General features: G+C 43.6%; 16 protein-coding genes. All 16 read right to left on the bottom strand.

Translation table 11 applies throughout. The annotated features are described in order from the left end of the window. Positions 1-7: 7 nt before the first annotated feature. The gene (locus K245_RS0104195; RefSeq protein WP_027358296.1) at positions 8-532 is read right to left on the bottom strand and encodes a hypothetical protein; all 525 of its coding nucleotides are present in this window, start codon (positions 530-532) and stop codon (positions 8-10) included. Positions 533-547: 15 nt separating this feature from the next. After that, positions 548-967 carry a type IV pilus modification PilV family protein gene (locus K245_RS0104200; RefSeq protein ID WP_027358297.1) on the bottom strand — a complete coding sequence of 140 codons (420 nt, stop codon included), beginning with the start codon at positions 965-967 and terminating at the stop codon, positions 548-550. A gap of 13 nt (positions 968-980) precedes the next feature. Beyond that, on the bottom strand, positions 981-1640 hold the full coding sequence (locus K245_RS0104205; protein WP_027358298.1) for a PulJ/GspJ family protein: 660 nt from the start codon (positions 1638-1640) through the stop codon (positions 981-983). An 8-nt stretch (positions 1641-1648) separates the two neighbouring features. After that, positions 1649-2113, bottom strand: a complete 465-nt coding sequence (locus K245_RS28455) for a GspH/FimT family pseudopilin (protein ID WP_027358299.1) — start codon at positions 2111-2113, stop codon at positions 1649-1651. A 163-nt stretch (positions 2114-2276) separates the two neighbouring features. After that, the gene (locus K245_RS0104215) at positions 2277-3089 is read right to left on the bottom strand and encodes a phosphoribosylformylglycinamidine synthase subunit PurQ (protein ID WP_027358300.1); all 813 of its coding nucleotides are present in this window, start codon (positions 3087-3089) and stop codon (positions 2277-2279) included. Further along, entirely contained in the window at positions 3086-6091 is a 3006-nt protein-coding gene (locus K245_RS0104220) for an AIR synthase-related protein (RefSeq protein ID WP_035276449.1), read from the bottom strand. Before K245_RS0104220 ends, K245_RS0104215 begins: the two co-directional genes overlap by 4 nt. Before the next feature lie 64 nt (positions 6092-6155). Next, positions 6156-7502, bottom strand: a complete 1347-nt coding sequence (gene rseP, locus K245_RS0104225) for an RIP metalloprotease RseP (RefSeq protein WP_027358302.1) — start codon at positions 7500-7502, stop codon at positions 6156-6158. 6 nt (positions 7503-7508) lie between these two features. Continuing rightward, a complete protein-coding gene (locus K245_RS0104230) occupies positions 7509-8663 on the bottom strand; it encodes a 1-deoxy-D-xylulose-5-phosphate reductoisomerase (RefSeq protein ID WP_027358303.1) in 1155 nt (384 codons plus the stop codon). A 1-nt stretch (position 8664) separates the two neighbouring features. Beyond that, complete coding sequence (locus K245_RS0104235; RefSeq protein ID WP_035276450.1) at positions 8665-9468, bottom strand: phosphatidate cytidylyltransferase; 804 nt, start codon at positions 9466-9468, stop codon at positions 8665-8667. Between the two features lie 36 nt (positions 9469-9504). Further along, positions 9505-10251 carry an isoprenyl transferase gene (locus tag K245_RS0104240; protein ID WP_027358305.1) on the bottom strand — a complete coding sequence of 249 codons (747 nt, stop codon included), beginning with the start codon at positions 10249-10251 and terminating at the stop codon, positions 9505-9507. Next, positions 10241-10798 (bottom strand): ribosome recycling factor, encoded by a 558-nt coding sequence (gene frr, locus K245_RS0104245; protein ID WP_027358306.1) that lies wholly within the window; start codon positions 10796-10798, stop codon positions 10241-10243. Before frr ends, K245_RS0104240 begins: the two co-directional genes overlap by 11 nt. Before the next feature lie 137 nt (positions 10799-10935). Beyond that, entirely contained in the window at positions 10936-11652 is a 717-nt protein-coding gene (gene pyrH, locus K245_RS0104250; RefSeq protein WP_027358307.1) for a UMP kinase, read from the bottom strand. A 1-nt stretch (position 11653) separates the two neighbouring features. Beyond that, the gene (gene tsf, locus K245_RS0104255) at positions 11654-12253 is read right to left on the bottom strand and encodes a translation elongation factor Ts (protein WP_027358308.1); all 600 of its coding nucleotides are present in this window, start codon (positions 12251-12253) and stop codon (positions 11654-11656) included. Positions 12254-12387: 134 nt separating this feature from the next. Continuing rightward, positions 12388-13224: a 30S ribosomal protein S2 gene (gene rpsB / locus K245_RS0104260; RefSeq protein ID WP_027358309.1), complete on the bottom strand. Its 837-nt coding sequence runs from the start codon at positions 13222-13224 to the stop codon at positions 12388-12390. 219 nt (positions 13225-13443) lie between these two features. Then, on the bottom strand, positions 13444-14343 hold the full coding sequence (gene prmC / locus K245_RS0104265; protein WP_027358310.1) for a peptide chain release factor N(5)-glutamine methyltransferase: 900 nt from the start codon (positions 14341-14343) through the stop codon (positions 13444-13446). Continuing rightward, complete coding sequence (gene prfA, locus K245_RS0104270; RefSeq protein ID WP_027358311.1) at positions 14343-15416, bottom strand: peptide chain release factor 1; 1074 nt, start codon at positions 15414-15416, stop codon at positions 14343-14345. Before prfA ends, prmC begins: the two co-directional genes overlap by 1 nt. Positions 15417-15431 lie beyond the last annotated feature (15 nt).

Raw genomic sequence — 15431 nt, forward strand, 5'->3', positions numbered from 1 at the left:
CTTGATATTAGAATCTTTTTTTAAAGCCTAATTCTACGGAATATATACCTTCAGAAGAGACGTAAACGCCTCTTATTTTGCCTTCCTTGAGAGTTGCTTCATAAGCTCCCAAAGATGTTCCCCTGGCAGCATCCCAACCAACCATTCTATATTTTAGTACATCAGCATCAGTGGATTTTAGCCTTCCTGTAGTCTTGGGAAGCGCGGTTTTAGGCAATAGTCCCCACTTGTAACCATCTTCATCATAATCTGCGTCAGATATATCATAATTAGTCAGCCAATCTTTAGTTGTTGAATTAACGTCAAGCTCAACAGGATCTGACTCGTTCTCGATAGTCTGAACAGCGGCCATTGCTGCAGATTCTGCGGCTGCTACGTGCTGAGCCTGCATGGCTGTATTTCTTACGGTCTGAAGATCAGTCACAGTAGTATTTGAAACAAGAACTCCTGATATCATGAGTATGGCAAGCATAAGTATTGCCATCGCCAGCGCATACCCTCGTTCATTACCAATTAATATTTTCTTTATCATCAGAATATCCTTTCATTATAATCCAGATGTCGTTGTCTCGGCCCTGAGATACTCGAGCGTCACACTCTTGGCAGAACCGATCATACCTGGCCATGAAACTGTAACTGTCACAAGAGCAGTGTCGGTTGGAGAATTAGCCGGATTGTATGTCGTATTTACAACAATCGAATACTTGCCGTCAGTAGTTACGGGAGGAGTTGTCGCTGGAGGAATTATCTTGGGCATTTTGTCATAGTCAAGCGAGAGGGCCTCATTCATGTGTTCCTGGGCTATGAATTGGGCCTCTGTCATCTCATTTGAACTTCTAAGGCTGGCACTCGTCGAATAATAAAGGGATACGACAGCAAGGGAACCAATTGAAAAAAGCCCTATTGCCACAAGTACCTCTATCAAAGAAAAGCCTTTTTCTCTGCTATCTCTTTTATTTGCTTCCATTTGAACCTCCACATTATCTTTGGGAATTAAAGAGAAGATTCCGGCACAGAACCATAGATTCAAGTGTTCTCGAGACAGTCCCTGATCTTCCTGAAAGCTCCCTGACCGTCAGAATTACTCTTACTGCCCTTATGTCATTTATATTTGTTGTAGGCAGTCCCTCTGAATTCAGATACTGAAAAACTGAATCAGGGCCTGTTTCAGGCACAAGTGTTTCCGGATTGGCTTGTTTGGTTAATCCAAGATTATCAACATACTCCAGAATGCCATTATTAAATCTGAAAGTTTTCCTCTCAGGACGGACGTCAGAATCATCTCTTGTTCCGTTAAAATCTGTGGTTTCATCCCTGGTGTCGAATTCATATGTAAAAATTTTATCAGTCGCTGTTACCACATTAAAATTGCCTGACTCTTTGGGATCCAGCCCAGCATACTTTATTTCCTCCATCATGAAGGAAAGAGCGCTTCTTGCTTTTTGTATTACATCAGAAGTAACCTGCTGAGTAGTATACCCCCTCTGCAAGGAATCAAAAATTGTAACCATCCCAACAGAAATAATTGAAAATATAGCTATTGCTACAAGCAGCTCAATAAGTGTGAAGCCATTGGAATCTTCCAGCTTATGCCCAACTTTTAGTCGGCCAGGCTTAAAAATAAACTTAAGATTGCTCATGATTCCTCCTAATTAAATTTCATGCTTATTAGGCCAATTCTATTAATTTCGATTGTAACAGATTTATTTCCAAGAGATAAGGTTGCATTCCCGGTCTTAACAGGCACCTGCCCCCTGTTATTGAATTCGGTCGCATCCGCTGAACCACCCAGAAATGCTCGAGTTATTGTTATATTATTCAATACTCTTGTAGCTATAACCGAATCAGCACCATTGTTTTCATAATCTCCCGCTATATCCTGAAAAATCACATAGCCATTATCGTCAAACAAAACTGCAACATTGCTTCCGCCTCTTATGGCCCTCATCTTTGCCATTTCCAAGTCGCTTTTTAGGTTGAATGCAGCGCCTTTCAAACTTGCGTTATTTCTCCAGGCAATAAAATTTGGGATTGCTATTGCGCTTAAGATTCCAATGATGGCTATGACAACCATCAACTCAAATAATGAAAATCCTGATTCATTTTTTTTCATAGGCCTCCTCCTTGTAGATAAATATTTGTATCCAAGAAACATGCCAGAAAAAATGATGGGAGTAATTAGCTTTAGATAAGGGATTACGAGGAATAAAAAGAGCGGCTATTAAAAGATTTAATAGCCGCTCTTAAATTATTTTATAGAAAAGATTTTTAGAGTCTTATTTCAGATATTCAACTGCATTCTTAAAAATCTTCAGACCGTCAGGATCTGATGACATAATGTTTTGGCCTTTGCGCTTTGCCTGCTCTTTTTTAAAAGTCCATTCCGGGTGATTGGTAAAATTACAGAACGCTTCTGGGTGGGGCATCAGACCGAAAACTCTGCCGCTTGGATCGCAGATTCCAGCAACATCCCGAAGAGCACCGTTTGGATTTACCGGGAACGATCCATTTGCAAGCGATCCGTCAGGTTTTGCATATTTAACCACAAGCTGGCCGTTTTTCTCAAGTTCATTCATCATGGATTCTTCGGCAAAAAGCTTGCCCTCACCGTGTCTTATGGGCAGTTCTATGAGTTCAAGCCCTTTAGTAAAAACGCAAGGTGAAGTCTTGTTTACTGACAGATGCACCCAATCATCCCTGAAATTTCCGCAATCATTATTTGTAAGAGCTACAGATCTTTTTGTATAATCTCCGCCGTTTCCAGGTAAAAGGCCAAGGTTCACAAGACACTGGAAACCATTGCATATTCCGATAACAAGCTTTCCGGATTCTATGAATTTGATTAATCGCTCACCAAGATGGGTTCTCATTCGAGTTGCCTGAACAACTCCTGCGCCGTGGTCATCTCCCCAGCTGAAACCGCCGCCAAAAGCCATTATGTCAAAACCGTCAATCGTATCTGGCTTTTCAATCAGGGTGTTTATATGAACTCTTTCAGCCTTTGCCCCGGCAAGTTCGAAGGCATAAGCTGTCTCTATATCGCAATTCTGGCCGTAGCCTGTAAGAACTATCGCTTTAACCGAACTCATATCAAGCCTCCATATGGCTTCTTCCAGGCAGTCTTTAAATCCTGTACATCAACATCAACCAAAACTTTTTCCAAATCTGTCTTGATAACAAACTTTGATGAGGCAGTAACTTTTCCTATGCATTTTACAGGCAGAACTTTGAATATATCCTCAAGAGCAGCGCTGTTTTCTGGTGATATCGAAACAATAAAACGGCCCGCTGACTCAGAGAACATAAGTCTGTCTGGCCGAAGCTCTTTTTCAACAGGCAAAAGAGAAAGATCAACATCAATCCCAAGATTCCCGGCCATTGAACACATTGCGAGATGGGTAGCAAGACCGCCTCTGTATACTCCATGGACAGATGCTAAAAGCTCTCTTTCCATAGCCACAGACATGGCCTTATAAAGCATCATAAATGAGGCTGCATCTACTTCCGGAACATTTAGACCTGTAAAGCCAAGCATTTCATAATATTCACCAGCTCCAAGCTCGTCTTTTGTCAGGCCGATCACATAAATAAGGTCATCAGCGAATTTGAAATCAAGGGTGGTACATTTCTTTACATCTTTTACAAGTCCCACTGCCGAGAACTGCATGGTTTCAAGTCCTGAAACCTTTCTTGTGACTCCGTATTTTCCTGGCAGATGCCCGTCTACATACATACTGTCCTTTCCTGAAAGAAGAGGAATGCCGTATGTTAGGGAAAGATACTTGAGTATCTCGCATGATCTTACAAGCTGGGCGGCCTTGAATTTTCCATCAGGATTTTTTTCCGGGTGAAACTGGATATCTGGCCAGCAGTAGTTATCAACTCCTCCAATATGCTCGAGGCTTCCGCCAACAGAAATTATGCGTCTTACAGCCTCATCTATGGTGCATGCGGTCATATGACCAGCATCAATCTTTGAATAAAATGGAATAATTGCCTGGCTGTAAGCAAGCCCAGATTCTGAATCAATAACAGGCCTTAAAACCGCCGCGTCAGAATTTATATCCCTTTCCCTTCCTACGAGGGGTTTTACAACGCTTCCAGCCTGGACCTCGTGGTCATACTGTCGGCAGATCCATGATTTTGCACAGATATTAGGGCGGGACATCATGTCCAGAATCACTTCATTATAATCAGCTGGCTGCCCAATCACAGGTTCATAAAGCCCGCGAAGACGAGGTGGAATCCATTCCGCCTCAAACTCCCACTGAGGAAACCCTGATTCAAGGAATTCCATATCTACATAGGCCACGGTTTTGTCGTTATATTTAATATGAAGCTTGCCAGTGCTCGAATATTTGCCGATGACAGTGCTTTCAACAGCGTGGAGCCTTGAAAGCTCCATGAAACGGTCAAGGTTTTCAGGCTTGATCGCTATGGTCATTCTTTCCTGCGATTCTGAAACCCAGATTTCCCATTGGTCAAGCCCTTCATATTTCAAAGGAACTTTTTCCAGATTGACTTCGCAGCCATTGCTGAACCGTGCAGTCTCACCGATGGAAGAAGAAAGGCCTCCGCCGCCATTGTCTGTTATGAACTCTATTATCCCGGCGTCCCTTACTTCAAGCAGGAAATCATGCATTTTTTTCTGTGTGTAAGGATCACCAATCTGAACATGACCAGCCGGAGTATTTGCAGAAAAGACTTCAGACGATGCTGTCACGCCGTGAATTCCGTCTTTCCCAACCCTGCCGCCACTCATTATTATGAGCTCACCTTCTGATGTGGTCTTCTCATGTGATGGTTTGCCACTTACTTTTGAAGGCATTATCCCTATGGCTGTTACAAATACAAGGCATTTCCCCATGTATCCATTATCAAAAACAACCTGACCGAATGGTGTAGGAACGCCGCTCTTGTTGCCGCCATCCTTAACTCCTTCAATAACGCCGTCAAGAAGCCTTCTCGGATGAAGTCTCGGCTTGAGCTCTCCGTCATATTCCCTGTAACCTGTACAGAAACCATAACCACCCATTACCAGACGTGCGCCCTTTCCGGTTCCTAGAGGATCGCGGTAAACGCCGACAATGCCGGTAACAGCGCCGCCGTAAGCTTCCATATTTGAAGGAGAATTATGTGTCTCTCCTGTTATTACGTAGTTATAATCCTCATCAAATTTACCTGCTCCTGCATTGTCCCATAGAACTGAGACAACCCAGTCCTTCTTATCCTTAAGATTAAGAGTCGGCTGCTGAATGCAGGTTTTGAAAAGGTTGTCTATTGTTCTTGATTCACCTGTTCCAAGATCACTATATTTAAAAAGGCCTCTGAAGGTATTATGATTACAGTGATCGCTGCGAGCTTGTGAAATATATTCTAGCTCAACGTCTGTCGGATCGGAAAGACCGACCTCTGCCCTTTTTTTCTTAATTTCCGGATCTGAAAAGTATTGTCTGATTACAGGAATATCATTCGGATTAAGCGCAAGATTTCTATCTCTGCTGATTTCGGCAAGGGTAGCATCCGACTCCACAGGAACTACAGAGACGGTCGGAGTGTGATTAAGTTCAACCTTTGGAATTATTATGCCAATCCCGTTTGCCTTGTCCCATTCCTTTGCAGAAAAGACTTTCCAATGCTGGATTATATCATTTGCAAGAAGCTCTGAAGCTATTTTTACGGCGTCTTCTTTTGTAAGCCTTGGCGCCTTGATACAAAAACGCTTAGAGGTATAAACACCTTCTGCCGCAGAAAACCTGACAGAAAGAACATCTTCCATAGCCTCAACTGCGGTGCTTCCTGGATTGTCCTTTACTCCTGGCCTGTAGCCGACCCATATGCACCAGTCAAAATCGATATCAAGCGGAGCTGTTGACGAAATCTGGGTTACAGGATTTGTAAAGATCTCTGTTCTCACTTTTTCGATACTGGCTGAATCAAGGCATGATTCTACGGTCAGTATATGTATTGTCCTGACATCATTTATCTCCATGCCAAAATAGCGGGATGCCTTTGTCATGAGTCCCGCGCCTTCGGCATCCTTCAGCTCAGGTTTATGAGCTATCTCTATTCTGTAGCGATTAAGATTCATGGTAATAAAACCATTTCCTTTTTAAATTGATAATCAATATAACAATGAACCTGTATCAAGCGGATCAATGAACCAGTCTCATTATATCCTTATATATTACATAGGCCATAAGAGTCAGAAGCATGAACATTCCAATCTGAAGACAGACCTCTTTTATTTTTCTGCTTATAGGTCTTCTTATTATTGCCTCTATTCCAAAAAACAGCAGATGACCGCCATCAAGAACCGGAACAGGGAACAGATTGATTACTGCAAGGTTAGCGCTGACAGCAGCAATAAAGTACACAAAATAATTGAGACCCGCCCTTGCCTGATCTCCTGCCATTTCAGCGATTCTTATTGGGCCGCCTATATTGTCCTCAGGGAGTGATCCTGCAACGAATTTAATCATTCCCAAAGCTGTAAGCTTACACACCCACCATATCTGTGTACAGCTCTCTTTTACAGATTCGATCGGGCCGAAAGAAATATGGATTATATCCCTTGAGCCCATTATCCCGACCATATATTTTTCGAATTTTTCTCCAAGGGGGGTCTTTATTTCCTTGCGCTCAGGCTTCAGCCTGAATTCCATTGTCTTCCCGTCTCTTTCAACCTGGACATTCAAAATATTGCCATTCCCGTCACTGATGTGCTTGGTGAAGGCAATCCATGATTCCACAGGTTTTCCGTTGGCTGAAAGCAGCCTGTCGCCTTCCTTTAGTCCGGCTTTATATGCAGGGCCTTCCTTGTCAACATAATCAAGAACAGGCCTGATGATTGGCATAGCGCCGATTCCATAGATTTTTACTTTTTCCCCGAGGTCATTTTTGCCAGGAAAAAGAGATGGCTGAAGATTGGCAGAGAATTCTTTTCCACCTCTTAAGTAAACAAGCTTCAGCTCTGCTCCGCTGCTGTTTTCGATAATGCTGTCCATTTCATCCCAGGTTTTTATTGGATTCCCAGCGATTGAAACAATTTCATCTCCTGACATGAGACCTGCCGCAAGAGCAGGACTTTCAGGCTCCATCTCACCTATAACAGGTTTTAGTGATGTCCTGCCATTGGTGAAAATCAGAACCCAGAAAATCACCCACGCAAGAAGAAGATTGAACACAGGGCCGGCAGCGACAATAAGCGCTTTTTCATGAAGTTTTTTATGAGTGAACGAAAGGTGTATGTCCTCAGGAGCTATTTCTGAGTCAGGAGACTCACCCACCATTTTGACATAGCCCCCGAGAGGAATGGCAGAAATCCTGTAATCGGTTATGCCCCTGGTTACGCCCCATATTTTTGGGCCAAATCCGAGTGAAAATTTCTCGACACCGACACCGAAAATTCTGGCAAAAAGAAAATGTCCGAACTCGTGGATGAAAATCAGAACTCCGAGCACAATGACAAAAGCTAATGCATTTGTTACAAAATTAGTCATGCAGGATCAGTCCGTATGCTGTTCTCCGGCTATGCGTCTTGCCCAGGAATCAGCCTGAAATATGTCATCAAGTTGAGGGAATTTAACAGGACTATGGAGCTTCATTGTTTTTTCAACAAGTCCTGGAATTCCGGTGAATCCAATTCTTCCTTCTAAAAATAACGAAACAGCCACTTCATTGGCAGCGTTCAGAACAGCAGGCATTGTACCGCCTGTGTATAATGCCTCATATGCCAGAGCAAGACAAGGGAACCGTTTTATATCAGGCTTTTCAAAAGTAAGAGATCCTATGGATGAAAAATCAGGAGCAGGCAGTCCTATATCCATTCTTTCAGGATATGAAAATGCATAAGCTATTGCTGCCTTCATATCAGGAACTCCCATCTGGGATATAACAGATCCGTCCCTGTAAACCGCCATGGAATGTATAATGCTCTGGGGATGAACAACGACTTCAATTTTTTCAGGCGGAAGCCCGAAAAGTCTGCATGCCTCAATGACTTCGAGTCCCTTGTTCATAAGAGTAGCCGAGTCAATTGTTATCTTACTGCCCATGCTCCAGTTAGGATGTTTAAGAGCATCCTCTGGCTTAATACTTGAAAACTCGTTTATAGGCTTCGCTCTGAACGGGCCGCCAGAGGCTGTAAGTATAATTTTTGCAAGATCTTCCTGTCTCTGGCCTGACATGGACTGGAAAACAGCGCTGTGTTCGCTGTCAACGGGGAAAATTTCAACGCCGTTTTCATCTGCAAGCTTCATCACAAGCTCGCCAGCCATTACAAGGGTTTCCTTGTTCGCAAGCGCAATTCTTTTGCCTGCTTTTATAGCAGCGAGGGCTGGTTTCAGACCAGCTGCGCCAACTATTGCAAGAAGTACAAGCTCGGCTGAAGGATACGAGGCCGCTGTTTCGTAGCCTTCGTCGCCCCATAAAATCTTTGTCAATGAATTTCCGGGAAGCCTTTTCTCAAGCTCCGATGCCTCTGCCTGACCATATACCACAGCAATTTCAGGTTTGAATTCGTTTATCTGGGCAAGAAGCAGATCAATATTCCTGGCGCCTGCAAGCGCAACCGGCCTGAATCTGCCAGGATGCATCCTTATTATCTCTAAAGCGCTGGTACCTATTGAGCCTGTGGATCCGAGTATGGAAATTCTTTTCATATTATAAAACATACGTTTTGAAAGCGTAAACAGCAGGAAAAGCAAAAAGCATGGCATCTATCCTGTCCAGAAGACCGCCATGCCCCGGAAGAATCTTCCCGGAATCCTTGACGCCAGCCGCTCTTTTCAGCATGGATTCGAACAGGTCGCCAACCGGAGCTATCAATCCTGTAAACAAGCTTAATGATATAAAATTTAATAATGGTAAATCATTAAAAAACAAAAATCTGAAAACCGTTCCAATGAACACAACAAAAGCAAGTCCTCCGAAAAAACCTTCCCAGGTTTTTCCAGGGCTTATTTCAGGACAAAGCTTGTGTTTCCCGTAATATGTCCCGGCATAATAAGCGCCGGTATCGCTGGCAAACACAATGAACAAAACCAGAAAGATCCAGGCTTCCCCTTTGTCAAAATTCCTTATGGCCATAAGAAAGGCAAGCGACAAAGGAATATAGCATATTCCAAGAATATGGCCTGAAATTGTATTTGAACTTATGTTTTTTTTCTTGGCAAAGACAACCGCCAGCAAGGCTGATATGAATATATTAGCGAGTATTACTATGGAAGTCAGATCCATTCTGGCGAAATATGCTGAATATATCAGACATGGAACTGAAAGATAACCGGCCGCTTCAATAAAATAGTTTCTATCTGATCCATTGAACCATATTCCATAATATTCATTTAAGGCAATAATCCCAGCTGCTATCACAAGCAGAGAAAATAAAAACGGCCCTCCCAGACATATTATTGCTATTAACAGGGGAAGGGCCACCAGACTGGTTATAATTCTTTTTAAATGCATATCTCTCCAGTAACAAGGGATCTTATAAAAACATAATCAGGTCACTTTCCCGTAGGTCCTGTTCCTTCTTTGATATTCAAGCAGAATATCAACAAACTCATCCCTTGTGAAATCAGGCCATAAAGTATCTGTAAAAAACATTTCAGCGTATGCGATCTGCCAGAGCAAAAAATTGCTGATACGCTTTTCACCGCTGGTTCTAAGGAGTAGATCCGGGTCAGGCATGCCTGCCGTATCGAGATAACCGGAAATCAGGTCCTCATTTACGACCGAAGAATCAATAATTCCATTTTTAACGTCTTGGGAAATTCTTTTTACAGCCCTCGAAATTTCGGCCCTGCCTCCGTAACTAAGCGCAAGATTGAGTGTCATCCCTGTGTTATCCATGGTTTTTTTCATGGATTCCTTCAAAGGAGACAAAACGCTATCAGGCAGCATATCAATCTCGCCGATTGCCCTAAGTCTTATTCCGGTTTTAAGCATCTCAGGAGTTTCGTTTTCGAGGAATTTTCTCAGCAGGGTCATGAGAGCTGCGACTTCAATCTTGGGTCTCTGCCAGTTTTCAGTTGAAAACGCATACAGTGTCAGCACCTTGACTCCGAGCTCCCTGCATGTCTTGACAACCATGCGAACGGTTTCAGCGCCCTTTTCATGGCCTGTGACCCTGTTCATGAGTTTTTTCTGCGCCCACCTGCCATTGCCATCCATTATTATGGCGACATGGACAGGCAGGCGGGACAGGTCAAGCTTTTCAGTCAGATCTGCCTGTTTTTTAGAATTCAAGTATTTCTTTCTCTTTTTCTCTGTTTATTTCATCTATCTGCTTAACATGCTCATCTGTAATCTTCTGGATATAATCCTGGGCCTTGAACATATCATCTTCAGATATCTTGCCGTCCTTTTTCAGACCTTTCAAAACTTCATTGGCGTCACGGCGTATGTTTCTGACGCTCACTTTATGTTCTTCGCTGATTTTCTGGACTGTTTTGACTATCTCCTTACGGCGCTGCTCTGTCAGAGGAGGTATGGATACCCGAACCATTTTTCCGTCGCTTGAAGGAGTCAGGCCAATATTAGCCTTTAATATTGCTTTTTCAATTTCTTTTATTATAGAAGCATCCCAAGGCTGAATGGTTATCATCCTGCTCTCCGGGATTGCGAGGGAAGCGATCTGGCTGAGAGGGGTAGGAGTACCATAATAATCAACCTTTACTGGATCAAGAAGAGACAAGGAAGCACGCCCTGTTCTTACCTTTTGGAGATCGGCCTTGAGAACAGCCGTTGTCTTGGACATCTTGTCCTGGGCTTCTTTCTGTATAGAGTTAATCATGCCTACTTACCTTTCATGATAATGTTTATTTTGATTACGGCTGCAACAGCTTAACATTCACTTCATATCCGGACCGTCCGTACCAATAAGCAGCAGCCGTTGTCAGAGCATCTAACATTGCCTGACTATAAAATTAATCAGGAAATCAAGGTTCCTATTTCCTGACCGCAGATGACATCTTTAATATTGCCCGGAGTCATCATATCAAAGACCATGAGAGGCAGCCCGTTGTCCATGGCCAGCGAAATTGCGGTCATATCCATTACCTGAAGCTGCTTTTCAAGCACTTCCATATAGGATATTTTTTTTATGAACTTGGCGTCTTTGTTTTTTACAGGGTCTGAATCATATACGCCATCAACTTTTGTGGCTTTAAGAAGAAGCTCTGCATGAATCTCCTGGGCCCTAAGAACAGCTCCCGTATCAGTTGTGAAATAGGGATTACCTGTTCCGGCAGCAAAAATAACGGCCCTGCCTTTTTCAAGATGCCGAACCGCCTTTCTGAGAATAAATGGTTCTGCAACCTCATTCATTGTTATTGCAGATTGAACCCTCGTAGGAATGCCATTTCTTTCCATGGCATCCTGGAGGGCCAGACTGTTTATAACGGTCGCAAGCATACCCATATGGTCTGCAGAAGCTCTGTCCATACCAAATGAACTTGCCTTTACACCCCTGAATATATTTCCGCCGCCCACAACGATGGCTGTCTCAACACCGAGGTCATATATTTTCCTGACCTCAGCAGCGACATATTTGATTACATCAGGGCTTATGCCAAATCCCTGATCGCCCATCAGGGCCTCACCGCTGAGTTTTAGAACAACGCGCTTATACTTGGGTTGTGTCAAAATATTACTCTCCGCCTACCTGGAATCTTGTAAAACGTCTGATCTGAATATTTTCTCCGATTCTTGCAATGGTATCAGTGAGAATGTCGCTGATGCTCTTCTGCGGATCACGGATATAAGGCTGGCTAAGAAGACAGCATTCCTTGAGGAACTTGTTGATCTTACCTTCAACAATTTTATCTACCATATTGGCTGGTTTGCCTTCTTCAAGGATCTGAGCCTTGTAGATCTCCCTTTCCCTGTTAAGAAGATCAGCTGAAACATCTTCAGCCTGGAGAGCCACAGGGCTTGCAGCAGCTATGTGCATAGCAATGTTCTTGCCGAATTCTATGAAGTCATCGGTGTTTGCAACAAAATCTGTCTCGCAGTTGATTTCAACAAGAACGCCAATTCTGCCGCCGGTGTGGATGTATGAAGTAACACGGCCTTCGGAAGTAGAGCGACCTGATTTTTTAGCTGCAGAAGCAAGACCTTTTTTTCTTAAAAAATCCACGGCTTTTTCAAGATCACCATCTGTTTCTGCCAGCGCCTGCTTGCAATCCATTATTCCTGCGCCTGTCTTTGCGCGAAGATCCTTCACCATTACTGCACTAATTTCAGCCATTTCCATGCTCCCATTTTGAAACCCGGAAAATCCGGTAAAATTCTTATTAATCAGATATTTAGGCCATCTATACATGCCAAAGCGGAGCCGGTATTAAACCGGCACCGCCCTGATTTTTAAACAAACAAAAGATGCTACTCTGACGCTGATTTTCTGATTACTTCAACAACCGGGCCTTCGCCGCCAGCAGAAATAACTTTTCTCTCGCCAGGCTTAAGACCTTCACGATCCGCTATAGAGCCGCCTTCATCATCTGCCTTGTCAACAGCTGCATGGGCTCTTTCAGAGTGCTTTGCCTTACCTTCTATACATGCATCTGCAATTCTTGATGCAAAAAGCTGTATGGAACGGATTGCGTCATCGTTACCAGGAATAACATAATCAATGTCATCAGGATCGCAATTGGTATCTACTATCGCAACTATTGGTATACCGAGTCTTTTTGCTTCTTTAACCGCAATTGACTCATTTTTAGGATCTATTATGAATATTGCGCCAGGAAGACCGCCCATGGTCTGGATACCGCCAAGAACATCTGTCGCTTTGCCCTGCTCTTTACCAAGCTGGAGTCTTTCCTTTTTAGGGAAAAGCTCGATGGTTCCATCTTCATGGATTGTATCAAGATAATTGAGTCTCTCAACACTCTTTTTAATTGTCTGATAGTTGGTAAGCATACCGCCGAGCCATCTATTGTTGACAAAATACATTCCTGCGCGGACTGCTTCTTCTGCAATGGTTTCACGGGCCTGCTTTTTTGTTCCGACAAAAAGAACAGACTTTCCAGATGATGTTACATCTGTAATGAAATCATATGCATCCCTGAACATCTTTACTGTCTTCTGAAGATCAACAATATAGATGCCGTTTCTTGCGCCAAAAATGTACTGTTTCATTTTCGGGTTCCAGCGCCTGGTCTGATGACCAAAATGAACGCCAGCTTCCAGAAGCTCTCTCATTGTTACGTATGCCATTTTAACTTCTCCTTGAAATTAGGTTAAACTTCCGCCCTCTTCAACCCCACACCCAACCAGGCCCGATTGCCCGGCACCAGGGTAACAGGTCCAAGAACGTGTTGTTCCCGATCGATAGGGCTAAGTAACTGATACAAAAGCCGAATCAGATCGAAATCTTCACAAAAGCCTGAATTCAATATCAAATTGCAGTTGAGACCGCAAGGTATTTATAAAGAATCACACACTGGGATTTCTTTTTCTTGCAAAAGCAAGCCTGTCATTACCACCATAATCTTTTATTATTCTGACCCCATCACAAAGATCAGACGAGTCCAAAATCTGTGAAACAGCGCGTCCCTGATCATAGCCAATCTCGATCACAAGAAAGCCTGACGGTTTTATATGGTCAAATGCCGAAGATACGATTCTTCTGATGCACAGAAGTCCGTCATCGCCGCCATCCAGTGCGCTGAGCGGTTCATGGACCGAGACTTCCGGTTCGAGAACAGGAATAACATCAGATCGTATATAAGGAGGATTGGAAACAATAAAATCAAACTTAAATTCTGAAGAAAAGGCGTCGCACCAGCTGGATCTGACAAAGGAAATACGATCACAAAGACTATTGAGAAACGCATTTTCACTGGCGACAGAAAGGGCTTCGGCGGATAAATCCGAACCTACCGCAAAAGAATCAGGTATCTCAGTCAGTATTGAAAGGGCGATTGCCCCACTTCCTGTACCAAGATCGGCAAAGACGATTCGATGCTCGTGCCGCATATTATTTTTTACTTCATCTGCAACGACTTCTATCAAGAGCTCTGTATCCGGCCTTGGGATCAGAACGTATGGAGAGACTTTGAAATCAAGCTTCCAAAATGCTTTTTCGCCGAGAATATATGCAAGCGGCTCTCTTTGAGCCCGCCTTTTAATTAAATCCTTGAAGCTGGATCGTTCTTCCTGATTGAGTGGCTTGTCGTATCCAAGATATAGATCAAGGCGGCTTATGCCAAGAACCCTGGAAAGGAGCAGTTCGGCAGTCAGACGAGGGGAATCAATCCCTTTTTTGTCAAAATACTCTGCCGTCCATTTCAGGACATCTCCTACGCACCACGTGGAATTCTGTCCCGTATCCATTAAAAAGCGGTCTCATTCTCCTGAAGAGCCTGGGCCTGATAATAAGCTGCAAGGGACTCGATGATTTCATCGACATCTCCTTCCATTACCATCTCAAGCTTATAAAGAGTGAGACCAATCCTGTGATCAGTCACCCTGCCCTGCGGATAGTTATAGGTACGAATACGTTCGCTTCTGTCACCACTTCCAACCTGGTCTTTTCTGGCCTGGGATCTTGAAGCATTAGCATCTCTGTTCATCTTGTCCAGAATCCTTGCCTTTAAGATACTCATGGCTTTCGCCCTGTTCTTAATCTGTGATCTTTCATCCTGACAAGTAACAACAGTACCTGTGGGCAGATGGGTGATTCGTACTGCCGAATCAGTCGTGTTTACATGCTGACCACCGGCACCCGATGATCTGTAAACATCGACACGAAGATCACCAGGATCAACATGGACTTCAACATCTTCTGCTTCCGGAAGAACAGCTACGGTTGCGGCTGAAGTATGAATTCTGCCCTGGGACTCAGTAGCCGGAACCCGCTGAACCCGGTGGGTTCCGCTTTCAAATTTGAAAGCACTGTAAGCCCCTACGCCCTTGATCATTATGATGACTTCCTTAAAACCTCCGGCTTCACTTAGGCTCGAATCCATCATCTCAACTTTCCAGTTGCGCCTTTCAGCATAACGGCTGTACATCCTGAGGAGATCTCCTGCAAAAATAGCTGCTTCATCTCCTCCTGTTCCTGCTCTTATTTCAACAATTACACTTCTGTCATCATTGGGATCTTTGGGAATAAGAAGTTTCTTGAGATTAGCTTCAAGTTCTTCCTTTCTATCATCCAGAGACTTAAGCTCATCCAGAGCAAGATCCTTTAGATCAGAATCGCCTTCCTCAAGAAGAAGTTTGCTGTCTTCAATATCCTCAAGAGTTTTTCTATAAGTCCTGAAAGTTTCCACAAGTTCCGCTATGCCTGCATGCTCCTTGAGGTATTTCTGATATTTTGACTGATCCCGCACTACATCAGGATCGCTCAGCAACTGCTCGAGCTTAATAAATCTTTCTTCTACACCCAAAAGCTTGTCAAACATGATTGGAACTCGGCT

Source organism: Desulforegula conservatrix Mb1Pa, assembly GCF_000426225.1.
Classification (GTDB): domain Bacteria; phylum Desulfobacterota; class Desulfobacteria; order Desulfobacterales; family Desulforegulaceae; genus Desulforegula; species Desulforegula conservatrix.

Excerpts from the sequence above, each read along its gene's own strand:
- K245_RS0104195 (WP_027358296.1), bottom strand. The coding sequence starts at position 532 with ATGATAAAGAAAATATTAATTGGTAATGAACGAGGGTATGCGCTGGCG.
- K245_RS0104200 (WP_027358297.1), bottom strand. The coding sequence starts at position 967 with ATGGAAGCAAATAAAAGAGATAGCAGAGAAAAAGGCTTTTCTTTGATA.
- K245_RS0104205 (WP_027358298.1), bottom strand. The coding sequence starts at position 1,640 with ATGAGCAATCTTAAGTTTATTTTTAAGCCTGGCCGACTAAAAGTTGGG.
- K245_RS28455 (WP_027358299.1), bottom strand. The coding sequence starts at position 2,113 with ATGAAAAAAAATGAATCAGGATTTTCATTATTTGAGTTGATGGTTGTC.
- K245_RS0104215 (WP_027358300.1), bottom strand. The coding sequence starts at position 3,089 with ATGAGTTCGGTTAAAGCGATAGTTCTTACAGGCTACGGCCAGAATTGC.
- K245_RS0104220 (WP_035276449.1), bottom strand. The coding sequence starts at position 6,091 with ATGAATCTTAATCGCTACAGAATAGAGATAGCTCATAAACCTGAGCTG.
- rseP (WP_027358302.1), bottom strand. The coding sequence starts at position 7,502 with ATGACTAATTTTGTAACAAATGCATTAGCTTTTGTCATTGTGCTCGGA.
- K245_RS0104230 (WP_027358303.1), bottom strand. The coding sequence starts at position 8,663 with ATGAAAAGAATTTCCATACTCGGATCCACAGGCTCAATAGGTACCAGC.
- K245_RS0104235 (WP_035276450.1), bottom strand. The coding sequence starts at position 9,468 with ATGCATTTAAAAAGAATTATAACCAGTCTGGTGGCCCTTCCCCTGTTA.
- frr (WP_027358306.1), bottom strand. The coding sequence starts at position 10,798 with ATGATTAACTCTATACAGAAAGAAGCCCAGGACAAGATGTCCAAGACA.
- tsf (WP_027358308.1), bottom strand. The coding sequence starts at position 12,253 with ATGGCTGAAATTAGTGCAGTAATGGTGAAGGATCTTCGCGCAAAGACA.
- rpsB (WP_027358309.1), bottom strand. The coding sequence starts at position 13,224 with ATGGCATACGTAACAATGAGAGAGCTTCTGGAAGCTGGCGTTCATTTT.
- prmC (WP_027358310.1), bottom strand. The coding sequence starts at position 14,343 with ATGGATACGGGACAGAATTCCACGTGGTGCGTAGGAGATGTCCTGAAA.
- prfA (WP_027358311.1), bottom strand. The coding sequence starts at position 15,416 with ATGTTTGACAAGCTTTTGGGTGTAGAAGAAAGATTTATTAAGCTCGAG.